Genomic DNA, 23,115 nt, shown 5'->3' with positions numbered 1-23,115 from the left:
TGCTCTATAATCATGGTCTTCGCTGCCCACGTGGCGGAATTGGTAGACGCGCATGGTTCAGGTCCATGTGCCTTCGGGTGTGGGGGTTCGAGTCCCTCCGTGGGCACCACAGCATTGTAAGCCTCGTTGATTCGTCAACGAGGCTTTTTGCTATCAAATCCACTTCGTTCAATTAAATTCTACGTCATTCTTTGTTAAAGATCCGCACGTCAGTTTAATTTTAGCCAGATAGCCCTAGAGAACTGTGACCTCGATACTGGCTGATCATTAATCCTACTCACGTCCGTAGATACACCTATTCTATGGAATGAATATGACACCTTTGCGTCACAACATATAAAAATATTTCTACATGCATCATTGGCTCAAGCAACATAAAATAAGACAGCAATGTAATGGCACACACTGCCGGCCAAGACAAAAAGATGCCAGACCCCATGACCGTGTTTGACTTTATGATCCGTCGCATAAAATCCTATCCCCAACGTGTAAAACAAGCCCCCGGCAGCAAGCCAGCTAAACCCGGACACACCCAAGGCTGCAAGCAAAGGTTTCACGCCAATAATCGCAAGCCAGCCCATCATCATATAAATAATCAATGATGAAATACGAGCTCCTTTAGCAAACCAGAGCTCCTGAACAATTCCAATCAAGGCCAGGCCCCACACCACACCAAAAAGTGTCCATCCCCAGGAGCCTCGCATCGTGACCAGTGTAAAAGGCGTATAGCTACCCGCAATCAGTAGATAGATGGCGCAATAATCGAACTTACGAAACACATCTTTGGCAGCCCCCCGCAGACTGTGATACAGCGTAGAAGCAAGATAAAGAATCAGTAAGGACACTACGTAAATACTGAAGCTGACGATCTTCCAGGGATCTCCCGACTTTGCAGCAAAAACAATTAATACTGCACCACCTATGATCGCCAGAGCCGCACCTACGGTATGGGTAATACTGTTAAAACGTTCACCGTAATGCATGTCAAAATCACCTTTTAAAGAAATTCCATCTTATTTTCGAGACTCAATACAACGATAAAACACCATAGTTAAACAGCACTTAAACTTATTTGGAGTCGAAGATGCCGATCAAAAGAGCAACACGGTTTTTATCATCCATAAAATAAAAAACGGGAGCAAATTTCTCTGCTCCCGTATCTATTATTCTTTCGTTTCGCCCTTTTTTGACCAGGCATTTAATTGATGCGGTCGAATACTGTCGTACTCTTCAAATGGTTGATGTATCCAGGGATTACTTGCTAAATAATCGAGATAAAAATCCGGCTCTACCGACGAGCATGCTTTATACCAGATGACTGCGGATTTTGCCTCTGTCACACCCGGGAAATTCTCACGTAAATGATGCAGAACTTTTTCCAATGTGACGCCAGAGTCAACCAAATCATCAACGACGAGCACACGGCCTTGCAATGTACCCTTAGTCGTTGAAATGTATTTTCCGATATCCAATTGCCCTTGAACCGTACCAGCATCTTCACGATAAGAGCTGGTGGAAAGAATCGCTAACGGCACATCAAAAATACGAGAAAAAATATCACCCGGACGCAGGCCACCGCGCGCCAGACATAAAATCTGATCAAACTTCCAGCCGGACTCATATACCTTCAAAGCCAACTGCTCAATGGAGCGATGATACGCATCCCAAGAAACCCAAAGGTCTTTTTCTGTTGAAGCTGGCAACGTCATGTTACTTCCCCTAGCCTTATTGATTGTATAAATTATTTATAGAAATGGATGACGCAAAACAATGGTTTCTTCACGATCCGGGCCCGTTGACACCATATCAACAGGTACACCAACCAGAGTTTCAATACGCTTGATATAGTTACGTGCATTCAATGGCAATGCATCCATCGTTTTTGCGCCAACTGTTGTCTCTGTCCAACCTGGCATCTCTTCGTAGACCGGTACACAACGGGCGGCCTCTTCTGCGCCGACCGGAAAGATGTCTACCGCTTTACCATCTACGGTGTAACCCGTACACAGTTTCAAGGTTTCCAGACCATCTAACACATCAAGCTTCGTCAGACACATACCAGAAACACCATTAATCTGAACCGAGCGCTTCAACAATGCTGCATCAAACCAACCGCAACGGCGCGCACGGCCAGTCACAGTACCAAACTCATGACCTATACTTGCGAGATGTTTGCCCACACCCTGATCTGTCGGCAATTCTGATGGGAATGGACCGGAACCAACGCGCGTCGTATAGGCTTTAGTAATTCCCAAAATATAATGAAGCATATTGGGACCGACACCAGAACCAGCGGCAGCGTTACCAGCTACGCAGTTACTGGATGTCACGAACGGGTAAGTACCATGATCAACGTCCAGCAAACTACCTTGTGCGCCCTCAAACAATAGACTAGCGCCGTTTTTGTAGGCTGCATAAAGATCACTCGATACATCGGCAACCATAGGGCGAATACGCGGTACATTTGCCAGAGCGTCGTCCAGTGTTTTCTGGAAATCAACGGCAGGCGCCTTCAGATAATTCGTCAAAACGAAATTATGGTAGTCAAGATTCTCTTTTAATTTTTCAGCAAAGCGTTCTGCATTCAACAAATCCGCAACGCGAATGGCGCGACGAGCAACTTTATCTTCGTAGGCAGGACCAATACCTTTGCCCGTAGTGCCGATTTTTCCTGCACCACGAGCCGCCTCACGTGCCGCATCCAGAGCAGTGTGATAAGGCAAAATGATTGGACATGCTTCTGAGATTTTCAGCCGAGACACTACCTCAACACCATTTGCCTGCAGCTTGTCAATTTCACGCAAAAGATCCGGGACGGATAGCACAACACCATTCCCGATATAGCAAGCAGTACCTGCTCGCATAATGCCTGACGGAATCAATTGCAACGCCGTTTTTTGACCGCCGATCACCAATGTATGACCCGCATTGTGACCACCCTGAAAGCGCACCACACCTTGCGCATGATCCGTCAGCCAGTCAACAATTTTCCCTTTACCCTCGTCGCCCCATTGAGTACCAATAACAACGACATTTTTTGCGATTTTATTTTGAGACATCACTTAACCTACGCTTTTAATAATCCATTGACTACCATCAAATGCGACTGCCCTATTGCAGTCAAATTCGTCCTGTTCGCTCTCATGACCTGGCAAACTTTGAATAACAACCTCTCCACTTTGACGCAGCTCACTAATTTTTTGACGCAAAGCAGGATCCTGGCTCCAGGGTGCCAGAATCGCATCTTTACGCTCAGCGGATGGCATCAAACGTGCCAATTCACGCAAGTCCAGTGAAAAACCTGTGGCTGGACGAGCACGACCAAACGCCTCACCGACGTGATCATAACGACCACCGCGTGCAACGGCATTCGGCAGACCGGGAACAAATGCATTGAACATCACGCCACTGTGGTAATGATAGCCTCGTAAATCCGCTAAATCTATCGTTACTTTAGCATTGCCGGCTAGTTTAACCAGATAGTCCAACTCATCCAGTGCGGTAGTAATGCCTGTGATTGACGGCAGTACCTGGCGCGCACGCGCAATGACGGCTACATCACCATACAGCCTTGGCAACTCAAGCAATGCCTGCCTGACAACAGGATTGAAATCTTGAGAAATTTGCTCTAAAGCAGGCAAATCTTTAGATTCCAATAAAGCAAACAAACTCGATTCATGTTTTTTCGCCAGAGGGTCGCTCTCCAGCAAAGATCTTAGTACACCAACATGGCAAAGATCTAATCTGACCTCCGAAATATTAGCCAAAGCCAGCGAAGCCAGCACCAGTTCCTGAATTTCAGCGTCGGCCTCCAATCCGGCATGGCCGTAGATTTCTGCACCGATTTGAATTGGCTCACGTGTAGCATGCAGGCCAGACGGGCGTGTATGGAGAACACTACCGGCATAACACAAACGTGTAACAGATGCGCGATTCAACAAATGTGCGTCGATACGCGCCACTTGTGTCGTCATATCGGCCCTGACACCCATAGTACGGCCAGACAATTGATCGACCAGCTTAAAAGTCCGTAAATCCATGTCCTGCCCTGCACCACTGAGCAAGGATTCTATGTATTCAAGCAGAGGTGGCATCACCATCTCATAGCCATAGAGCCGGAAGTTATCCAGCAATACGCGTCGCAATTCCTCGATCTTGCGTGCCTCGGATGGCAAAACATCCGCAATATTTTCAGGTAAGAGCCAATTTGGCATGAGCTTGCAATCAAAAACAAAAACAACAAATAATCAAACTTTATACGTGACAAACGTAGGCGCGCTATTTTTACAAATAACGCAACCTACGTTGTATATGTAAAGCTACTTACTACTTAGATTTTCCAGCACTGGTAGTAGTGCCTGCACCAGGTGATTTAAAGTATTTAAAGAACTCAGAATTAGGATCTACGACCATCACATCATTCTTTGTTTTGAAGCTTGCACGATAAGCCTCAAGGCTTCTATAAAATTTATAGAATTCCGGATTTTGGCCAAATGCCTGGGCATAAATTTGTGAAGCCTCTGCGTCACCGGCGCCACGCATTTTTTCCGCTTCTTTATACGCTTCTGCCAAAATCACGATTCTTTGTTTATCTGCATCTGCCCTGATTTTTTCAGAGTCAGCAGAGCCAGTGGAGCGCAACTCATTTGCCACACGAGTGCGTTCAGCCTTCATGCGATCATAAACAGAATTATTAATTTGTTCGACGTAATCAACGCGTTTTAAGCGCACGTCAACAATTTCTACACCAATCTGCTTCGCTTCTTCTGTGACTTTTTTGCGGATAGCTTCCATCACTTTTCCACGCTCACCAGAAATAACCTCACGCACAGTACGTTTGGTAATTTCATCATTTAAAGCAGCTTTCACTATTTGAGACAGGCGATCACGCGCCTTCCCCTCGTCACCCTTGAAGCTCACAAAGTATAGTTTAGGATCTGTGATATGCCATTTGACATAGGCATCGACCAAAATATTTTTCTTCTCTGCCGTGATAAAACGATCGGCATCGGGCGTATCAATCGTCAAAATACGCTTATCAAGGAACAAAACATTTTGAAATGGTGGAGGCAATTTAAAGTGCAAACCAGGCTCACTAATAACTGCTTTCATCTCGCCTAGAGCAAATACTATCGCATACGATTTTTGATCAACGACAAAAATCGTTGAGTACGCTGCAATAATTGCCAAGACAACTGCAAATAAAGAAGAAAATAGTTTATTCATTATCGTACCTCCCGATCACGGGAGTCACGGCTATCGCGGGATCTGCCGTCTTTACTATATCGTAATTCAACAGTAGGAATTTGCTCTGTCGCTGGCGGTGTAGGTGCTGCTGGCGTCGTCGTAGTGGATGACGGGACTGCTTTGCCTGTAGTGGAAGCTTCCGTGCCAGGAACCAATTTATCTAGGGGGAGATAAATCATGTTATTCCCCGCTTTTGCATCCATCATCACTTTCGTCGTGCTGGAGAAAATTTGTTGCATCGTTTCCAGATACATACGATCACGTGTCACAGCAGGCGCTTTTTGATACTCAGCCAATACTTGTTTAAAACGAGAGGCATTACCTTCAGCGGTTGCGACGATTCTCGACTGATACGCCTCAGACTCTTGCAACATGCGCGACGCCTCACCTCTGGCGATTGGAATCACTTGATTTGCGTATGCTTGTCCTTCATTTTTTTGACGTTCTTTATCCTGCCCCGCTTTTACCGCATCATCAAATGCTGCCTGCACTTGCTCTGGTGGCTGCACGCCCTGCATAGTCACATTTGCTATCTGAACTCCAGCCTGGTAACGTTCGAGAATTTGCTGCATTAAAACACTGACATCCTGAACGACCTTATCACGCCCCTCATACAGGACAAAATCCATCTTACTCTTGCCAACAATTTCACGAATTGCTGTCTCCGCAACCTGTCGTATCATTTCTTCCTGATCTCGATTATTGAATAACCAGTCAGAAGCGCTCTTGAGTTTGTACTGCACGGCAAATTGAATATCGATGATATTTTCATCATCAGTTAACATCAAAGCCTCTTTAGGCTGCTTGTTTTTTACGTTCGAGCGATAGCCAACTTCGACTGTCCGAACCTGAGATACATCAACTATTTCATGCGCCTGAATAGGATAGGGCCAACGCCAGTTGAATCCTGACATTGTAGAGTGACTGTATTTGCCAAATGTTGTAATTACACCAGTCTGACCTTCCTGGACAATGAAGAATCCGCTAACAAGCCAGATGAATGCCAGAACCGCAATAACAATTCCTACGCCCAATTTTGCCCCGGCTGCGTCAGGAGTAAACCCGCCGCCGCCATCGTTGTTATCGCCATTTTTTTGCCCGAATAAACGACTGACACGCTCGCTAAAATCGCGCCATAGCTGATCAATATCAGGGGGACCTTCGGGCGGCTTTTTTCCGTTCTGGTTATTGTTTTGCGAACCGCGTCCCCATTGAGGGTCGTTCAAAGACATAGTTAAACCAATTCTTTTTAGAAGTGAAACCAGCATTCTGTCGCTATCCATTGAAATAGTGAGTTGAACTACTAATAAAGTTCAGAACTTAAGCAAAACGCGCATCGTCCAATTCAGCAACTTGCGGTGTCTTAATTCTTTTTGATGCATCTGACTTCGCTAACTCTGCCACTGCGTGCCGCAACAAATCCATCCCGGCACCGGTTTGTGCACTCAGAAAAACTCTTTGGATTTTATCATACTCACCGAGCTCTAAATTCGGTTCTAAGCCTGCAAGATCAATCTTGTTCCATACCAGAAGCTGGGGAATATGATCAGCCCCAATTTCCTTCAACACCTGATTGACCTGTTGAATCTGATCAAGTCGCACTGGACTACTCGCATCAACTACATGGAGCAATAGATCTGCATGAATCGTTTCTTCCAGGGTTGCACGAAATGCAGCAACTAATTGGTGAGGCAATTCCCGGATGAATCCAACGGTGTCAGATACAACAACATTACCTGCGTCACCAAGGTACAGGCGACGCGACGTAGTATCAAGAGTTGCAAACAACTGATTCGCTGCGTAGGTACCGGCTTTTGTCAGCGCATTAAACAGAGTTGACTTGCCGGCGTTCGTATAACCAACCAAAGAAACAGAAAAAGTGTTGCTTCGTCCGCGCGAGCGTCGTTGAGTTTCACGCTGTTTGTGCAGCTTCTCCATTTTTGCCTTTAAGGCCTTGACTCGCTCACCTAACAAACGACGATCTGTCTCTAACTGAGTTTCACCCGGACCACGTAAGCCAATCCCCCCTTTTTGCCGTTCAAGATGGGTCCAGCCACGAATTAATCGCGTTGCCAGATGCTGCAACTGTGCGAGTTCAACCTGCACTTTACCCTCGTGGCTGTGAGCACGTTGAGCAAAAATATCGAGAATTAAACTAGTTCTGTCAACCACTCTGGTCTTTAGATGGCGCTCCAAATTTCTTTGCTGAGCCGGAGACAATGCATGATTAAAGATTGCGATATCAAGCTGAGCGTCTCGAATTGCATCAGCAATTTCATCCGCCTTACCAGAACCGACGAACAGTGCGGCATCCGGGCTGGAACGCTTACAAGTGATGGTTGTGATCGGCTCTGCTCCCGCAGATTGGGAGAGCAGAGAGAGTTCTTCTAAACTTGCGGCGAAATCATCTTTGCCGAAGTCCACGCCAATTAATGCGGCGCGCATAGAAAACAATATTTTTTCAAAAATAACCGCCTGGAAATTTACTCGGCTTCTGATTCAGTGTTGATGCTGACTGCACGAGCAGGAACAACAGTAGAAATGGCATGTTTATAGACCATTTGTGTCACGGTATTACGTAACAAGACGACATACTGATCAAATGACTCAATATGACCCTGCAATTTAATACCATTCACGAGATAGATGGATACAGGAATGTGTTCTTTACGAAGTGCGTTTAAGAACGGGTCTTGTAAAAGTTGCCCTTTATTACTCATAACAGCTCCAATATGTTGTTGTGATCAGGAGTTGGGGACACATTGCAAAAGTTCAAGAGTCCCAATAGTTGATTACCTTGTAACTGTAATCTATTTTCAAAGATGCTGCATGAAACAACTTACAGCATCCGGATGAATTTTATTTTTCGGATTTTGAGAATGGATTTTTTCCTGATCTCATTTCAATACGCAATGGTGTTCCCGTCAAGGAAAACGTTTCACGGAAATGTTTTTCCAGATAGCGTTTATATACATCACCGATTGAATCCAGAGCATTCCCGTGAATCACGATAATCGGCGGATTTTGACCGCCCTGATGCGCATAGCGCAGCTTCGGACGAATTGATCCTTTGCGTTTTGGCTGCTGATGTTCAACAGCTTCAATCAAAGCACGTGTCAGTTTCGGCGTAGATAAATTCGCCATTGCCGCAGCATAAGCTGCATCAATTGACTTCAACAAAGGTGCGATACCTGTCGACTTTAATGCTGAAATAAAGTGAAATTTCGCAAAGGTCAGGAAATTCAATTTACGCTCAATGTCGAGCTTAATCTCATCACGACGATCGCTTTGGAGGCCATCCCACTTATTGACGCCGACTACGAGAGCACGTCCAGACTCCAGAATAAAGCCAGCAATGTGCGCATCCTGCTCAGAAATATCCTGCTGAGCATCTAATAACAGCAAAACCACGTTCGCTTCGGAGACCGATTGCAGAGTTTTCACTACAGAAAACTTCTCGATCGCCTCGAACACTTTGCCACGACGGCGAATACCTGCAGTATCAATTAACGTGTAGTGCTTGCCATCACGCTCAAAAGGAATCTCAATTGAGTCACGCGTGGTACCAGGCATGTCGAATGCGATGACGCGATCTTCACCCAGCAAAGTGTTAACCAAAGTGGATTTACCAACATTGGGACGGCCGACTATCGCAATTTTGATGCCCCTGACAACATCATCCGGCTCTTCCAACTCCGGTGGGCGTTGAGCGAAAGCGATATTGAGTGATTCATCTACCAGGTCAAGAACGCCATCGCCATGCGCTGCTGAAATGACATAAGGATCACCTAGTCCAAGTTCATAAAAATCAGCAGTAACCGAACTATACTTCATGCCCTCAGCTTTGTTGACCACCAACATGACTGAGCGGCCTGATTTACGTAAAAAATCAGTAATGGTTTTATCATGCGGCGTCAAACCCTGACGACCATCAACGATAAAAATAACCACATCAGCTTCGGCGACAGCTTGCTTAGTTTGCTTCGCCATTTCGTGCATGATGCCTTCTTTGGCGACAGGCTCAAAACCACCTGTATCGATCACCAAAAATGGTCGCTCTCCCATACGACCTTCGCCATAATGCCTGTCTCTGGTTAAGCCAGGCAAATCTGCTACGAGTGCGTCGCGAGAACGTGTAAGCCGATTGAACAGCGTGGATTTGCCGACATTAGGTCGACCTATAAGTGCAATAACCGGCTTCATTTTTAGTATTACTCGGTTGCCAACGCAACCACTGCCCCAGATTTGGTTTGAACAATCAAATTCGAGCCAGCCACAATCGGCGCGGCAAGAACAGGACTGCCATCGGTACTAACACGACCGATAAAAGAACCATCTTCTCTTGAGAGAAAATGGACAAAGCCAGAACCGTCACCAACGGCGACAGATCGACCAAAAGAAATAGGTGCTGACAGGCGACGGAACGCTAATTTGTCATTACGCCATGCGCTGGTTCCGGTGGAACGGGCATAAGCGGAAACCGCACCCGCATTGTCTGCGGCAAAGACGAAGCGCTCATCGACACTCACGCCAACTTCGCTAGATAAATTCTTTGCCCAGCGTGAAGTACCTGTTGCAATATCGTAGCAACCGACACGTCCTTGATATGCAACAACACACACATCCGTACCGGCAACCACAGGCGTGCCTGAGACATCAACAATACGCTCTAGCTCAGTTGCCCCCTTAGGATCTGCCGCAGCTACCTCCCAACGCAAACCACCGTTATTCAGAGAAAAAGAAGCGAGCTTCCCACCCGGCAAAGCGACAATCGCAGCTGGTTCTGCAATCGCAATACCAGGAATAATACGCAAAGTCAGGATAGGTAACGGACGCTCAACTGACCATTTTTTCACACCAGTTTCGATATCATACGCCGCGATTTTATTGTCGATACTTCTAATGACAACTACATCTTTCGCTACCGCAGGCGATGCTAATACTTCACTTGATGCCTGAGCTTTCCAACGTAAATTTCCGCTTGTGTCATACGCAAACAACACACCTTTTTTTCCGACAACAGCTACTGTCGTTGCGCTCGCTCCTACACCGGCAGTCAGTCCTGCACCGGCATTCACACGCCATATCTGACGTCCGCTTGCTGCATCTAATTTAACGACAGAACCATCAGCGGCCGCAGCGTATACATCAGAACCAATCTGGATCGGGGTAAACACGCTGTCTCCTGCTGCACCAACCGGGCTCGACCACAGTGTTTTTACCGCCATACTGATTTTAAAATCTTGTAGTGCTGCAGGAACATTTTTTGTTTCCGCCTTGCTTGCAAACGGATTCAGCGATGAGCAACCCGCCAGTGTAAGCAACGTTAATGAAGCCAGCAATTTGCCAGAAAAACGCATGAACTACTCCTATTATTTGCTTGTGGAATTGCTTGCAGCGCTAGTAGTGCGCGCCACTTTTGCTTCGGCACCACCAAGAGCATCCAGTTTCAATTGAATCAATTGACGACCAGGATTTTTTTCTTTGAGTTTATCCAGTGCAGTTTGGAAAGCTGCACGCGCTTCAACCGTTTTATTCTGAGCCAGATAAATATCGCCCTTCCTGTCAGCAACGTCGCCAGCAAATTCCGCAGGGAACTCGCCAGACAACAGTGACAAACCCTCATCGTAAGCTTTTTCATCTAAAGCGAGACCTGCAAGACGAATCTTGGCAATACTCTTGTATTCATCAACGCTACTGTGATCAACAACCCAATGTAATTGAGTCTTGGCGACCTTGACATCATTTGCATCAAAGGCGCTTTTAGCAGCAGTCAGTGCCGACATTGCTGCATAAGGTGTTTTAGCAAACTTCTCAACAAGATCGTTTGCCGCACGCTGTACTTTGGCATTATCTTTGGCCTGAACAGCCTTCTGCATTTCATCATAGAGTTGCGATGCCTGATTCGACTGATTGCGCTGGTAGCTGGTCCATCCAGCCCACGCAGCGTATGCCGACAATGCAATCACCAGCAACCAGGTAACCAGATTACCGTATTGTTTCCACCATGCTTTGAGCGTGTCTAGTTGCTCTTGTTCTTCGAGATCGTATGCCATGTTATGTAAGTCTAGTGATGAATATGAATATGTGTCGGGTCGTCACAGCAATGATCTGCATCGTCAACACCTGTAATTTGATCAACTAAATAATCGACTGCAGTGTCAAAAGGCACACTAACCTGATTATTTTCCATATCGCTGGAGCGCATTGCTTTCACGACAATCGTATTTGCTGCGGCTTCATCTTCTCCGATGATGACAGCATAAGCGGCACCACTGGCGTCAGCCTTCTTCATCTGCGATTTAAAACTACCTACTCCGCTCGCCGTTGCGCAATGTAACACAACATCTAAGCCCGCATCGCGCAAACGCTCCCCCAAAACAAAAGATTGCGCCTGGGCTGCAATTCCCTGATGTACAAGATAGACGTCGCATTGTGCAGGTGCATGAGCCTCACCAGATTCTTTCATCAATTCCAGCAAGCGCTCAATACCCATCGCAAAGCCGCACGCAGGTGTGGGCTTACCACCAAAAATACCGAATAAAGAATCATACCTGCCGCCCGCGCAAACCGTACCTTGCGATCCCAGCTGATCAGTTACCCACTCGAAAACCGTCCGATTGTAATAATCCATTCCACGGACTAAGCGAGTGTTAATCGTGAAAGGAATACTGTTATCGCGCAAGATTGTTTGCACGCCTTCAAAGTGCGCCAATGATTCAGCACCCAGATAATCCAGCAATTTTGGGGCTGCATTTACCATGTCTTGCATTGCCGGATTTTTTGTATCAAGAATACGTAAAGGATTGCTATGCAGACGACGTAAAGCTTCAGCATCCAGCAATTCCTTGTTAGTCTCGAAATACGCGATCAACGCAGCGCGATGGAGATTACGCTCTTGGGCATCACCGATTGAATTAAGTTCAAGACGAACATTTTGCAGGCCGAGATCATCCCAGAGGCGCTGACACATCATAATCAGTTCAGCATCGATATCAGGACCGCTAAAACCTAAAGCTTCAGCACCCACTTGATGAAATTGACGATAGCGTCCGCGTTGCGGCTTTTCGTGGCGAAACATCGGACCGTTATACCACAAACGCTTTGGACCTTCGTAAGTCAGGTTGTGCTCTAGCGCAGCACGTACCACGCCTGCAGTATTCTCGGGACGCAATGTTAACTTATCGCCATTCATTGCATCTTCAAATGAATACATTTCTTTTTCGACGATATCTGTTACCTCTCCAAGCCCGCGTGCAAACAAAGCTGTTGGCTCAACGATCGGTGTACGTATTTGCTGGAAGCCATAACTTTTCAATACCGACTGCACTGTGTTTTCAAACAACTCCCACAACGGGGCATCGGTCGGCAAAAGGTCATTCATGCCTTTAACGCCGACAATTTTTTCTGGTTTTTTATTCTCTGACATTCTTCACTGCCTAATTAATATTTTTCAAAGCACCGTCTTTGGCGTGTAATTATTTTTTACGTAATCCAGGACAATCGCCTGAAACTCTTCTGAAATACGTTCCCCACGCAAGGTCATCGCCTTAGCACCGTCAATAAATACCGGGGCTGCCGGTGACTCGCCTGTGCCTGGCAAACTAATGCCAATATTTGCGTGCTTGGATTCGCCGGGACCGTTGACGATACATCCCATTACAGCAACGTTCATATTCTCAACGCCCGGATATTGCTTTTTCCAGACGGGCATCTGATCACGCAAAAAAGTTTGTATGCTATCTGCGAGTTCTTGGAAAACGGTTGATGTCGTTCGGCCACAACCAGGACATGCGATTACCATAGGCGTAAATTTACGCAAGCCCATTGTCTGCAAAATTTCCTGCCCGACAATCACCTCTTTGCAACGATCACCGCCTGGCTCAGGTGTCAGAGAAATTCGTATTGTGTCGCCAATACCCTCTTGCATCAAAACCGACAAGGCAGCGGTTGAAGCGACAATTCCCTTACTTCCCATACCAGCCTCAGTTAAGCCCAGATGCAACGGATAGTCGCAGCGCTTAGACAACTCTCGGTACACTGCAACAAGATCTTGCACGCCAGATACTTTGCAAGACAAAATAATTTTATCCCCTGCAAGGCCTAATTCTTCTGCACGTTGTGCGTTTTCGATTGCCGAAGTAATTAAGGCCTCATACATCACAGTTTGGGCGCTCCATGGGTCGGCACGTTGCGCGTTTTCATCCATGATGCGCGCCAGCAGAGCCTGATCCAGGCTACCCCAATTAACACCAATCCGGACAGGCTTATCATAGAAACAGGCCATTTCTATCATTTGCGCAAATTGTGTATCCCGCTTGGCACCCTGCCCGACATTACCTGGATTAATTCTGTATTTGGATAAGGCTCTGGCGCACTCAGGAAAGTCTTTCAGGAGCGTGTGACCGTTATAGTGAAAATCACCCACTAGTGGCACGTCGATTTCCATTTTATCCAATTGTGCACGTATCGCTGGTACAGCGGCTGCAGCTTCTGGATTATTGACAGTAATACGCACTAGCTCCGAACCAGCTCTTGCAAGTTCTTTAATTTGAATTGCTGTAGCAATCACATCCGCGGTGTCTGTATTCGTCATTGACTGCACCACCACAGGCGCAGTGCCACCGATTATTACTTCACGAGCGCCATACACAATTTTCGCAGAACGACTGACACGACGAGACAGAGGACCAGATGAGATAACAGAGAAAGAGACCGTCATACTATTTACTTCACATTCAAATTAATAACATTGCTTTCTTTAGTCGCAGCAATATTCAAAGACGTTCCGCGCAATGTACCGTCAACGCCGGCAGCATTGCCAATTTTGATCTGCAAAGCTTCTTTTACATCGAAGCTCTCTTCCGTACCTGCTTTGGCAAGATGCGATGTGATGACCGTGCCATTTTCACGCTTGATTTGTATCCAGGAGTCCTGGCGGAATTTAAATTTCATCAGATTGGCGGACTGCTCCAATGCGGCAGAATTATTCGCGACTGGCGCAGGCAATGCAGGTTGACTAGCTGCAGAAGCAACCAGCGGCGTTGCTTGCGCAACAGTCTGTGGGACCATCGCAGGGTTGGTTGCAATAAGCTCAGGCACAGATGCTGGCCTGGATATTTCAGGCTCCTTGTCCACAGCACTCACAGCCACTTCTACATTCTTTTCAGCACTAACACGAATTGGCAGGACAGGCAGCACTGTCGTCACCTCTGTCGAATCAGAGGCATTTGAAGCGACAGTTTCAGGCACAGTCGTCAACTGATGGGATAGCAATTTTTGTATCAACCCTGCATGCTCAAATTTTTGAACGGCAAAAAAACCCGCCGCCAATATCGCCAATACAACCGCACCCCAAATATATTTGCTATTCGTCGGATCCTGGCGCCCCATCAAGGGCAACTTAGACTCAAGAAAAGGCGTCGTCAACGCTGGTCGCAAATGAGGAAAATCGGCAGCAGCAGCCGATTCCTGAGGTAACTTTGCGAGTATCGGCTCAGCGTCAATCTTCAGCAACTTAGCATAGGAGCGAATAAAGCCACGGACGATCACCATTTTAGGCAACGTGTCGAACTGATTTGCTTCCAGAGCGACAATCTGACGTGCAGACAATTTCAATTGTTCAGCAACCTGCTGAACAGTCCAGTCTTTTTGCAATCTTGCTGTAGTGAGCATCGCACCCGCAGTTTGTGGGTCAGCGTGACTTTTTTGTTCGGAATCTTCGGTAACCGCAGAGGCATTCAATTGTTCCACTGACAAATTCAACCCTGCATCACTCATCAAAAGCCCCGCGCTGGAATAGTAAATATTCTTTGGAGTTCGGATGACGTCGACGCAATTGCGTGCCTAGGCCGCTGACGGCTGACTGATCACCGAGTTTATTTTCTACTTTAATCGCAAGCCACAAGACGTCAGCTGCATAGACCTCATCCTTCAGAACACGATTAACGTAAAATTTTGCCTTCTCATATTCGCCTCTGTCGTAGTACACCTTGGACAAATTGGCATTGATCGTCAAGCTAGCCGGATCTGCACGGAAACCCAGTAAGAAATATTTTTCGGCCGCGACCAAGTCCTTCAAGCGCAAACTACAAACACCGGCATTATTCAAGGCCTTGGCAGGAGTAGGATAGCTAGAGTCTTGAATGACCCGCTCAAAATACGGCATCGCCTGTTTTTCATGCCCGTTATTACAGAGAAACCATCCGTAATTATTTGCAATATCTGAATTGTTCGGCGCCAGCTTTAATGCATGCTGAAAATTATCTTCAGCTAATTGCTTTTCGCCCATATCCATAAAAATAAGTGCTCTGACGCTATATGCATCAACCAGATCCGGCTCAACCAGCAAGGCCTGGCGAATTTCATCCAGTGCGACCTTTTGCTGGCCTTGCTGATAGTAGCCAATCGCCAGTTGCATACGGATTGCCGCTCGCTTCTGCAGCTCCGCCTTTTCCAGACTAGGTGTCGATTCTTGCGATGATCCCTCAAGCTTTTTGCTTGCACATGCGGACAAAATCAGCGCCAACAACACGCCAGATAAAACACGGTAGTGCAATCCAAAAATTTTCACTGAGTGATCTCCACGATCTTGCCAAAATTTTTACCGAACTTGGTTTGGTATTCCGCCATTTTTTGCATGCGCTCTTGCACACGCGTTCTATCCTGCACTTCACCTGCCAACTGCCCGCATGCAGCATCGATGTCATCGCCGCGCGTTTTACGTATTGTCGTCACCAGACCTGCATCCATCAGCACCTGAGCAAATGCCTTGATACGCGGATTAGCCGAGCGCTTCAGACCGGACTCAGGGAAAGGATTAAACGGAATCAAATTAAATTTGCAAGGCACATTTTTAACCAGCTGCAACAATTCACGGGCATGCTGATCCGTATCATTGACACCATCCAGCATGCAATATTCAAACGTAATGAAATCACGTGGCGCGAATTCCAGATAGCGCTTGCATGTGGCCATCAGCTCTTGCAAAGGATGTTTTTTATTCAAAGGAATCAAGCTGTCACGGAGGGCGTCATTCGACGCATGCAAAGACACCGCCAAAGCCACGGCACACTCTTGAGACAACTTATCAATCATGGGCACTACGCCACTAGTCGACAACGTAACACGACGACGTGACAAGCCATACGCATTGTCATCCAGCATCAAACGCAGAGCCGTAACAGTAGGCTCAAAATTCAACAGAGGCTCGCCCATCCCCATCATGACAACATTGGTAATCTGACGTTCACCCTTGGGCCCGGGCGAAATACCCTTGGTCTGACGCAGTAAAAACTCAGCCATCCACAACTGACCAATAATTTCGCCGACACTCAGATTACGGTTAAAACCCTGTTTGCCGGTAGAACAAAAGCGGCAATTCACGGCACAACCAGCTTGGGTAGAAATACACAAAGTACCGCGATTTTCTTCAGGAATAAATACGGTTTCAACCGCGTTACCCTGCCCTACATCCAACAACCACTTACGCGTCCCATCCGTTGAAGTATGGTCGCTGATAATGGCGGGAGCGGCAATAAAGGCGCGTGTTGATAATTTTTCACGGAGAGATTTAGCGAGATCGCTCATCTCTTCAAAATTGCTAGCACCAAACTGGTGTATCCAGCGCTGCAATTGTTTCGCACGAAACGGCTTCTCACCCAGCTCACCGCAATAAGCGACAAGTTGAGCAGGATCCAGATCCAACAAATTGGTGAGTGCCGTCATATACATCTTCTTTCACGCCTTGCCTCTGCAATCAGGCAAATACAAGGCGACGTTACAATAAAACGATTAACGTGAGTACACGTTCAACGCAGGGAAGAAGTAAGCGATTTCGACAGCCGCTGTTTCAGCTGCATCAGAACCGTGTACTGCATTTGCGTCGATGGATTCAGCGAAATCAGCACGGATTGTGCCTTTTTCTGCCTTCTTAGGATCAGTTGCACCCATCAGATCACGATTTTTCAAAATCGCGCCTTCGCCTTCCAACGCTTGTACAAAAACTGGACCGGAGATCATGAAATCAACCAGATCTTTGAAAAAAGGACGAGCTGCGTGAACTGCGTAGAAGCCTTCTGCTTCAGCACGTGACAATTGTGTCAGGCGAGCAGCAACTACTTTCAAACCAGCTGCTTCAAAACGGCTGACAATTTGACCAATCACATTTTTTGCAACTGCGTCAGGCTTAATAATAGACAATGTACGTTCGATAGCCATCTAAAAAACTCCAATAAAATGAAAGGGTTAAGACAAAATTTCAAGAATTCATCTAACCTTAGATTTTATCACGAAACAGCAATAGCTAGGTAAGTTGTCAATGAAAGCCATTACTATTGAGAATTATTTTCTTTATTGACATGAATTGCAAGTCTTTCACGTAAAAGATGTCTAGGCACAAGCTGAGCAAAACTAACAAATTCAGCCAAGCGCTCATAAAAAGAGCCGAAATGCATCGATTTTTTCAAAAAAAGAGGGAGTATATTCAAAATACATGCCAAACGCGCAACGTAAACGAGCGCATTGAAAATATACACCCCTCAGTATAACCAATATAGCGAAATTAAATTAAATCAAAAACAGCCATCGATTCAACATGGGATGTATGCGGAAACATATTCACGACACCCGCGAAGCTCAGTCTATAGCCCGCCTGACCGACTAACATGCCGGCATCTCTTGCCAAAGTGGACGGACTGCATGAGACGTAGACGATACGCTTAGGCTTTAGCTCTGGGGCAATATCACCCAGATCGATCAAAGCCTGGCACACCGCCATCGCTCCATCGCGAGGTGGATCGACCAGGAAGCGATCAAACTTACCCAAAGCAACAAAATCTTGCGCCGTAATTTCAAACAAATTCCGCGTGCTGAATGAGGTTGATTGATGCAATCCGTTCGCCAGCGCATTTTCTTGCGCACGCTCGGTCAAAGTATCACTCCCCTCAATGCCCACGACCTCTTTCGCCATGGTTGCTATAGGCAAAGTGAAATTACCGAGTCCGCAGAACAAATCCGCAATCCGCTCATCTGCCTGGACATCCAGCATGCGCAAGGCGCGCTCGACCAATACGCGGTTGATATGGTGATTGACCTGCGTAAAGTCGGTCGGCTTGAACGGCATCTTGATACCAAACTCCGGCAACAGATAATGCAATTCGCTTTGCTCGGGATAAAACGGCGTTGCGGTCTCCGGACCTTTTGTCTGCAGCCACCACTGAACAGCATATTGATCTGCAAACACCCGCAACTTCACCTCATCGTCAGCGGTCAAAGGCGCCATGATACGCAAGACCATAGCAGTCACGCCCTCGCCGATACCAAGTTCAATTTGCGGCAACTCATCAACAATAGACAAACTTGCGACCAGAGCGCGAAGTGGCATCAACATTGCGGAGACATGCGGCGGCAGTATTTCGCAGGCCTCCATGTTGGCGACATAACGGGATTTTTTCTCGTAAAAACCGACCAGCACGGTGCCTTTTTTCTGCACATTACGCACCGACAACCGAGCACGGTAACGATACCCCCAGGTCGGACCATAAATTGGGCGCAACATAGTATCCGCCTTCACTTTACCTAGATGCCAGAGATTGTCTTCCAGCACCCGCTGCTTCATTGCAACCTGTGCACTGGCATCCAGATGCTGCATAGAGCAACCACCACACAGGCCGAAGTAGGCACATTTAGGCTTCACCCTTTGTGAAGATTCATGCACCAGTTGCGTCATCGTTGCCGCTTCCCAGCTAGGCTTTTTCCTGAAAGTTTGAAAGCCCACCTCTTCGCCGGGCAAAGCCCCCTCGACAAAGACCACCTTACCAGGACTACCGTCTTCATTTTCAATATGGCCAACGCCGCGGGCGTCCATATCAAGGGAGCGGATATTAATTGTTTTCATATTGGACAATACATGACGTGTATGCCATGCAGATTAGGAAATATTCAGAAAGCGGGATTATAAGAGAATCTGACTGGTCACCCGCAATTGATGCAGAGAATTTGCATCAAGACCCTTAACAGGCAAAAAAAATAAGCCGATAAAACGGAGCCGCAACTACAACAAAGCATCCCTGCCTACGCCACGCGAGGCGAATGAGCGCTTCAGCTTAATCAGCGCTTCTTGCTGAATCTGACGCACACGCTCACGCGTAATGCCCATCTCATCAGCCAAGGTTTCCAGAGTAGCCGGATCGTCGTTATCCAAACCGAAACGGCGCACAATCACAATTCTTTGCTTATCAGGCAATTTGGACAGCCAGTCACGTACCAGAATCGTCATTTCGTGATGCTCTGCACGAATATCAGGCGTATCTTCACTATCGCCAGGCAACATATCCATCAGGCTCGACTGCGGATCATTATCGAGCGGCGTATCGAGCGAAGTTGCGTGTTCTGATAACGCCAGGATATCCTGTACCTCATCAATCGGACGGTCTACCAGATGTGCGATATCTTCCAGTGCGGCATCGCGACCATCATGCTGCTGTGACTCAAGATGATATTTTGCGCGAAGAATTTGATTCAGTTCGCGAACCATATGCACCGGCAAGCGAATAGTCCGCGCCTGATTCATGATGGCGCGCTCAATACTCTGACGTATCCACCAGGTAGCATAAGTAGAAAAGCGGAAGCCGCGCTCAGGCTCAAACTTATCGATGGCATGCATTAGACCGAGATTACCTTCCTCGATCATGTCTAACAGAGCCACTCCGCGATTGATGTAATGCTTGGCGATTGAGACGACCAGACGCAAATTGTGCTCAATCATTTTTTGCCGAGCCTCAAAATTTCCCTGCTTGGCCAAGGTAGCGTAATGCAACTCTTCTGCGACAGCAAACAGTGGTCGCGTGCCTATCTGATTGAGATAGTGTTGCGTCGTATCCGTAGATAATTCTGCAGCCAGCACCGTTTTTAACTCGTCAATCGGCGCGACGATTAATGAGACAGGATTATCGCTTTGCCCATCCTGACTATCCTGAACTTCTTCACCCTCGTCTTCAGAGAAGTCTGAGGGCACAGCCAACTGCTCAGTCGCTACATCAACGCGGCGCTCCTGATCTTCATCTATTTCAGTCGATTGCAGTTGATGCTTGGAGGAAGTTTTCGGCATAGTTGAATTAATAAAACGACTTATCCTATTTTAATGATGGTTAGCAGACTCACCATAACTTTGTTGATCGACAGGCACTGATACCGCAAACATTCTCACTGCTGACGCGGCAAAAATTTTGAAGGATCAACCGGCTTACCTTGCTGACGGATTTCAAAATGCAGCTTGACTGCATCACTATCTGAATTCCCCATCTCAGCGATTTTTTGCCCCTTACTAATCGCCTGACCTTCTTTAACTAAAATCGCTTTATTATGCGCATAAGCCGAAAGCAAGGTATTAGTGTGTTTGATGATAACAAGATTACCATAACCACGTATCCCGCTGCCTGCATACATGACTTTGCCAGCACCAGCGGCCAAGACATCCTGCCCCAATTTACCCGAGATATCCAAACCCTTATTTTTAGCCTCGTCATATCCTGCAATGACTTTACCATCTGCAGGCCACATCCAGTCAACCGCCTCACCATCGGCAGGCGATGAAGTCACATCCGCCGGCTTTGGAGGAGTCGTCACTTCGTTTTTGGGCACACTGGCAACGACTGGCGGAACGACAGCAGCAACAGCCGTGGGCACATCTGATTTTTGCAGATCAGCCAGCGTCGCCTCGGAATAAGGCCGCTTATCGCCACGCGGAGATGTTTTATTCGTCGATGGATTCACCGATGATAAAGGTCTGACCTCTACACCAGGATTTGCAATGACAGCGCCGGTCTGTACTGTAGCATTGCCATCAGGAGGCGCTACGCGCAGTACCTGATCAACCTTGATGTCATTTGGATTTTTAAGATTATTCCAGGTCACAATATCACTGTAGCTTTGACCATGATCCAGAGCGATGCGAAATAAAGTATCCCCTTTTTTGACGATGTAAGTATTGCGGCTGTCTACCGGCTTGGCGACCGGTTTAGTCGAAGCCGTTGCCGATCCTTTTAAGGCATCAGGATTACTGTTATCCGTGCCACGATCAACCACCGGGGCATTATTTGGCGTCGTGCTACAGGCACTGACCAACACCAGCAAAATTACTCCTGCGACTAATTTTAATTTCTTCATACTCATTACTAATTCACTTGATTAAACATGCGCGCTTCGAGATCAGATCACGCCTTGGTGCAAAGGGACGAAATGACAGTGTTCCAGTACAGAACTTGTCCACTCATTTTTCGCCGTACGTTGAATTAATTGCAGAACTTGCCTGGCGCCACCGACAGGAGCGATTAAACGTCCACCAATTGTCAGTTGCTCCAGCAGCGCTTTGGGCACTTCCATACCTGCTGCAGCCATAATGATACCGTCAAACGGCGCGACCTGAGGCAATCCGAGCATGCCATCGCCGTAATGCAGGCGAATATTCGCAATCCGCATCGGTCGCAGGTTGTTCTTCGCCAGTTCATGCAGGGCTTTTATGCGCTCGATAGAAAACACTTCTTTTGCCACCAGAGATAAAACGGCGGCCTGATATCCGCAACCCGTACCAATTTCCAGCACACGATTTAAAGCGCCGCCATCACGCATGATCTCAGTCATACGGGCGACAATATACGGCTGTGAAATGGTCTGATGATGTCCAATCGGAAGTGAGGCATCAATATAAGCCTGACTGGCCAGCCCTGACTGTACAAAGAGGTGTCTGGGTATCGCCTCCAGTGCGGATAACACAAGTTGATCTTTGACGCCTTGCTGCGCCACCCGGGCAACCATCGCACGCCGCACAGCATCCGATACCAACGGACTGCCACGAGAGGATTCGGGTGTAATTTTATCCTGATTCAGATTACCACCAGATATCGGCTGACCAGTGACAAATTGTTTTTTTACTGGTCCATGCGTGATCGCATTTTGCATTGCCGTTTGCTGCGTTGCTGTCTTTGGAGAATGTGCAGGGCGGCTTATAGCTTTACCAGGCGGATCAACGACCGAGGACAAGCTGAGAGGGAAGCGTTTGCCGTCCTTATTCATATCTCGCCAGCTCCGAATTCGCTTTGCAATTGCGCCAATTGGCGCATATTGGTTAAATCAATTTGTAACGGCGTCAGCGATACATACCCCTGCCCTGTTACATAAAAATCGGTTCCTTCGCCAGCATCTTTTGCCATACCTGGCGGACCGATCCAATAGATATCCCGACCGTGGGGATCGCGTGCTTTGATCACCGGTTCAGATGTATGGCGTTTTCCTAATCTTGCAGCCTTAACCCCTTTGATCTGCGCATAATCCAGATTAGGAATATTCACATTTAACAAAAACGGCTGACTCAAAGTCGGAAAACCTTGCTCTATCATCTCACGCGCGACTCTTGCCGCAGAATTGAGATGTGACCAGCCTTTTTCTACCTGAGAAAAAGCGATTGCCGGGATGCCAAACAGATACCCCTCAGTCGCTGCGGCAACGGTACCGGAGTACAAGGTATCGTCACCCATGTTTTGCCCTTGATTGATACCAGATACAATCAAATCAGGTTTGGTCTGCATGATTGCCGTCAAAGCGATATGCACACAATCTGACGGCGTACCATTCACGAAGTAATAGCCATTAGCCGCCCGATAAGCAGACAGGGGACGATCCAGCGTCAACGCGTTGGAACTACCGGAGCGGTTGCTATCCGGTGCTACCACGGTGACCTCTGCGATCGAGGATAAAGCGTCTGCCAGGGCAATGATGCCGGGCGCGAGGTAACCATCGTCATTACTGATCAGGATTTTCATGATCAACATTTTAACCGATGCAACTTTGTAAAATCAGACAACAAGTAGT

Annotated in this window: 22 protein-coding genes and 1 tRNA gene; 1 reads left to right on the top strand and 22 read right to left on the bottom strand. The window is 47.2% G+C overall.

Annotated features, from left to right (window positions below):
* Nucleotides 1-24: 24 nt before the first annotated feature.
* Nucleotides 25-109, top strand: a tRNA-Leu gene (locus ACO0K4_RS10725).
* A 256-nt stretch (nt 110-365) separates the two neighbouring features.
* Here ACO0K4_RS10725 and trhA read toward each other — a convergent pair.
* The 22 genes from trhA to surE all read right to left on the bottom strand — a co-directional run bounded on the left by trhA (nt 366) and on the right by surE (nt 23,066).
* Nucleotides 366-983, bottom strand: coding sequence for a PAQR family membrane homeostasis protein TrhA (gene trhA / locus ACO0K4_RS10720; protein WP_422956606.1), 618 nt, complete (start codon nt 981-983; stop codon nt 366-368).
* A gap of 180 nt (nt 984-1,163) precedes the next feature.
* Nucleotides 1,164-1,709, bottom strand: a complete 546-nt coding sequence (locus ACO0K4_RS10715) for a phosphoribosyltransferase (protein ID WP_422956605.1) — start codon at nt 1,707-1,709, stop codon at nt 1,164-1,166.
* 36 nt (nt 1,710-1,745) lie between these two features.
* On the bottom strand, nt 1,746-3,059 hold the full coding sequence (locus ACO0K4_RS10710; protein WP_422956604.1) for an adenylosuccinate synthase: 1,314 nt from the start codon (nt 3,057-3,059) through the stop codon (nt 1,746-1,748).
* Nucleotides 3,060-3,062: 3 nt separating this feature from the next.
* Complete coding sequence (locus tag ACO0K4_RS10705) at nt 3,063-4,214, bottom strand: ATP phosphoribosyltransferase regulatory subunit (RefSeq protein WP_422956603.1); 1,152 nt, start codon at nt 4,212-4,214, stop codon at nt 3,063-3,065.
* 112 nt (nt 4,215-4,326) lie between these two features.
* Complete coding sequence (gene hflC / locus ACO0K4_RS10700; protein ID WP_422956602.1) at nt 4,327-5,226, bottom strand: protease modulator HflC; 900 nt, start codon at nt 5,224-5,226, stop codon at nt 4,327-4,329.
* The gene (gene hflK, locus ACO0K4_RS10695) at nt 5,226-6,515 is read right to left on the bottom strand and encodes an FtsH protease activity modulator HflK (RefSeq protein WP_422956601.1); all 1,290 of its coding nucleotides are present in this window, start codon (nt 6,513-6,515) and stop codon (nt 5,226-5,228) included. The genes hflC and hflK overlap by 1 nt, the downstream gene beginning before the upstream one ends.
* Nucleotides 6,516-6,567: 52 nt before the next feature.
* The gene (gene hflX, locus ACO0K4_RS10690) at nt 6,568-7,692 is read right to left on the bottom strand and encodes a GTPase HflX (RefSeq protein WP_422956600.1); all 1,125 of its coding nucleotides are present in this window, start codon (nt 7,690-7,692) and stop codon (nt 6,568-6,570) included.
* A gap of 38 nt (nt 7,693-7,730) precedes the next feature.
* On the bottom strand, nt 7,731-7,967 hold the full coding sequence (gene hfq, locus ACO0K4_RS10685; RefSeq protein ID WP_186946602.1) for an RNA chaperone Hfq: 237 nt from the start codon (nt 7,965-7,967) through the stop codon (nt 7,731-7,733).
* Nucleotides 7,968-8,106: 139 nt separating this feature from the next.
* The gene (gene der / locus ACO0K4_RS10680) at nt 8,107-9,450 is read right to left on the bottom strand and encodes a ribosome biogenesis GTPase Der (RefSeq protein WP_422956599.1); all 1,344 of its coding nucleotides are present in this window, start codon (nt 9,448-9,450) and stop codon (nt 8,107-8,109) included.
* An 8-nt stretch (nt 9,451-9,458) separates the two neighbouring features.
* The gene (bamB, locus tag ACO0K4_RS10675) at nt 9,459-10,607 is read right to left on the bottom strand and encodes an outer membrane protein assembly factor BamB (RefSeq protein WP_422956598.1); all 1,149 of its coding nucleotides are present in this window, start codon (nt 10,605-10,607) and stop codon (nt 9,459-9,461) included.
* Nucleotides 10,608-10,619: 12 nt separating this feature from the next.
* Nucleotides 10,620-11,303 (bottom strand): YfgM family protein, encoded by a 684-nt coding sequence (locus ACO0K4_RS10670; RefSeq protein WP_422956597.1) that lies wholly within the window; start codon nt 11,301-11,303, stop codon nt 10,620-10,622.
* 11 nt (nt 11,304-11,314) lie between these two features.
* Nucleotides 11,315-12,676 carry a histidine--tRNA ligase gene (gene hisS / locus ACO0K4_RS10665; protein WP_422956596.1) on the bottom strand — a complete coding sequence of 454 codons (1,362 nt, stop codon included), beginning with the start codon at nt 12,674-12,676 and terminating at the stop codon, nt 11,315-11,317.
* 24 nt (nt 12,677-12,700) lie between these two features.
* A complete protein-coding gene (ispG, locus tag ACO0K4_RS10660) occupies nt 12,701-13,969 on the bottom strand; it encodes a flavodoxin-dependent (E)-4-hydroxy-3-methylbut-2-enyl-diphosphate synthase (protein ID WP_422956595.1) in 1,269 nt (422 codons plus the stop codon).
* Nucleotides 13,970-13,974: 5 nt separating this feature from the next.
* Entirely contained in the window at nt 13,975-15,027 is a 1,053-nt protein-coding gene (locus tag ACO0K4_RS10655; RefSeq protein ID WP_422956594.1) for a helix-turn-helix domain-containing protein, read from the bottom strand.
* A complete protein-coding gene (gene pilW / locus ACO0K4_RS10650; protein ID WP_422956593.1) occupies nt 15,020-15,820 on the bottom strand; it encodes a type IV pilus biogenesis/stability protein PilW in 801 nt (266 codons plus the stop codon). Before pilW ends, ACO0K4_RS10655 begins: the two co-directional genes overlap by 8 nt.
* Nucleotides 15,817-16,974, bottom strand: a complete 1,158-nt coding sequence (gene rlmN, locus ACO0K4_RS10645; RefSeq protein ID WP_422956592.1) for a 23S rRNA (adenine(2503)-C(2))-methyltransferase RlmN — start codon at nt 16,972-16,974, stop codon at nt 15,817-15,819. The genes pilW and rlmN overlap by 4 nt, the downstream gene beginning before the upstream one ends.
* Before the next feature lie 66 nt (nt 16,975-17,040).
* The gene (ndk, locus tag ACO0K4_RS10640; RefSeq protein WP_422956591.1) at nt 17,041-17,466 is read right to left on the bottom strand and encodes a nucleoside-diphosphate kinase; all 426 of its coding nucleotides are present in this window, start codon (nt 17,464-17,466) and stop codon (nt 17,041-17,043) included.
* Between the two features lie 343 nt (nt 17,467-17,809).
* Nucleotides 17,810-19,144, bottom strand: coding sequence for a 23S rRNA (uracil(1939)-C(5))-methyltransferase RlmD (gene rlmD / locus ACO0K4_RS10635; RefSeq protein WP_422956590.1), 1,335 nt, complete (start codon nt 19,142-19,144; stop codon nt 17,810-17,812).
* 156 nt (nt 19,145-19,300) lie between these two features.
* On the bottom strand, nt 19,301-20,356 hold the full coding sequence (gene rpoS / locus ACO0K4_RS10630; protein ID WP_422956589.1) for an RNA polymerase sigma factor RpoS: 1,056 nt from the start codon (nt 20,354-20,356) through the stop codon (nt 19,301-19,303).
* Nucleotides 20,357-20,451: 95 nt separating this feature from the next.
* Nucleotides 20,452-21,414: a peptidoglycan DD-metalloendopeptidase family protein gene (locus tag ACO0K4_RS10625; RefSeq protein ID WP_422956641.1), complete on the bottom strand. Its 963-nt coding sequence runs from the start codon at nt 21,412-21,414 to the stop codon at nt 20,452-20,454.
* A 42-nt stretch (nt 21,415-21,456) separates the two neighbouring features.
* Complete coding sequence (locus ACO0K4_RS10620; protein ID WP_422956588.1) at nt 21,457-22,320, bottom strand: protein-L-isoaspartate(D-aspartate) O-methyltransferase; 864 nt, start codon at nt 22,318-22,320, stop codon at nt 21,457-21,459.
* The gene (gene surE / locus ACO0K4_RS10615) at nt 22,317-23,066 is read right to left on the bottom strand and encodes a 5'/3'-nucleotidase SurE (RefSeq protein ID WP_422956640.1); all 750 of its coding nucleotides are present in this window, start codon (nt 23,064-23,066) and stop codon (nt 22,317-22,319) included. Before surE ends, ACO0K4_RS10620 begins: the two co-directional genes overlap by 4 nt.
* Between the last annotated feature and the right edge of the window lie 49 nt (nt 23,067-23,115).

Source organism: Undibacterium sp. RuTC16W, from assembly GCF_049339445.1.
GTDB lineage: Bacteria > Pseudomonadota > Gammaproteobacteria > Burkholderiales > Burkholderiaceae_D > Undibacterium.
The sequence above is the reverse complement of the archived record's forward strand: the minus strand, read 5'-3'. Positions and strand labels throughout refer to the sequence as shown.

What these genes read in the sequence shown, in the direction of transcription:
- rlmN (WP_422956592.1), bottom strand. Translation starts at nt 16,974, where the DNA reads ATGACGGCACTCACCAATTTGTTGGATCTGGATCCTGCTCAACTTGTC.
- hisS (WP_422956596.1), bottom strand. Translation starts at nt 12,676, where the DNA reads ATGTCAGAGAATAAAAAACCAGAAAAAATTGTCGGCGTTAAAGGCATG.
- ACO0K4_RS10625 (WP_422956641.1), bottom strand. Translation starts at nt 21,414, where the DNA reads ATGAAGAAATTAAAATTAGTCGCAGGAGTAATTTTGCTGGTGTTGGTC.
- hfq (WP_186946602.1), bottom strand. Translation starts at nt 7,967, where the DNA reads ATGAGTAATAAAGGGCAACTTTTACAAGACCCGTTCTTAAACGCACTT.
- hflC (WP_422956602.1), bottom strand. Translation starts at nt 5,226, where the DNA reads ATGAATAAACTATTTTCTTCTTTATTTGCAGTTGTCTTGGCAATTATT.
- ACO0K4_RS10670 (WP_422956597.1), bottom strand. Translation starts at nt 11,303, where the DNA reads ATGGCATACGATCTCGAAGAACAAGAGCAACTAGACACGCTCAAAGCA.
- ACO0K4_RS10655 (WP_422956594.1), bottom strand. Translation starts at nt 15,027, where the DNA reads ATGAGTGATGCAGGGTTGAATTTGTCAGTGGAACAATTGAATGCCTCT.
- rlmD (WP_422956590.1), bottom strand. Translation starts at nt 19,144, where the DNA reads ATGAAAACAATTAATATCCGCTCCCTTGATATGGACGCCCGCGGCGTT.
- bamB (WP_422956598.1), bottom strand. Translation starts at nt 10,607, where the DNA reads ATGCGTTTTTCTGGCAAATTGCTGGCTTCATTAACGTTGCTTACACTG.
- ispG (WP_422956595.1), bottom strand. Translation starts at nt 13,969, where the DNA reads ATGACGGTCTCTTTCTCTGTTATCTCATCTGGTCCTCTGTCTCGTCGT.
- ACO0K4_RS10710 (WP_422956604.1), bottom strand. Translation starts at nt 3,059, where the DNA reads ATGTCTCAAAATAAAATCGCAAAAAATGTCGTTGTTATTGGTACTCAA.
- ACO0K4_RS10705 (WP_422956603.1), bottom strand. Translation starts at nt 4,214, where the DNA reads ATGCCAAATTGGCTCTTACCTGAAAATATTGCGGATGTTTTGCCATCC.
- hflK (WP_422956601.1), bottom strand. Translation starts at nt 6,515, where the DNA reads ATGCTGGTTTCACTTCTAAAAAGAATTGGTTTAACTATGTCTTTGAAC.
- ACO0K4_RS10715 (WP_422956605.1), bottom strand. Translation starts at nt 1,709, where the DNA reads ATGACGTTGCCAGCTTCAACAGAAAAAGACCTTTGGGTTTCTTGGGAT.
- surE (WP_422956640.1), bottom strand. Translation starts at nt 23,066, where the DNA reads ATGAAAATCCTGATCAGTAATGACGATGGTTACCTCGCGCCCGGCATC.
- der (WP_422956599.1), bottom strand. Translation starts at nt 9,450, where the DNA reads ATGAAGCCGGTTATTGCACTTATAGGTCGACCTAATGTCGGCAAATCC.
- trhA (WP_422956606.1), bottom strand. Translation starts at nt 983, where the DNA reads ATGCATTACGGTGAACGTTTTAACAGTATTACCCATACCGTAGGTGCG.
- rpoS (WP_422956589.1), bottom strand. Translation starts at nt 20,356, where the DNA reads ATGCCGAAAACTTCCTCCAAGCATCAACTGCAATCGACTGAAATAGAT.
- hflX (WP_422956600.1), bottom strand. Translation starts at nt 7,692, where the DNA reads ATGCGCGCCGCATTAATTGGCGTGGACTTCGGCAAAGATGATTTCGCC.
- ACO0K4_RS10620 (WP_422956588.1), bottom strand. Translation starts at nt 22,320, where the DNA reads ATGAATAAGGACGGCAAACGCTTCCCTCTCAGCTTGTCCTCGGTCGTT.
- ndk (WP_422956591.1), bottom strand. Translation starts at nt 17,466, where the DNA reads ATGGCTATCGAACGTACATTGTCTATTATTAAGCCTGACGCAGTTGCA.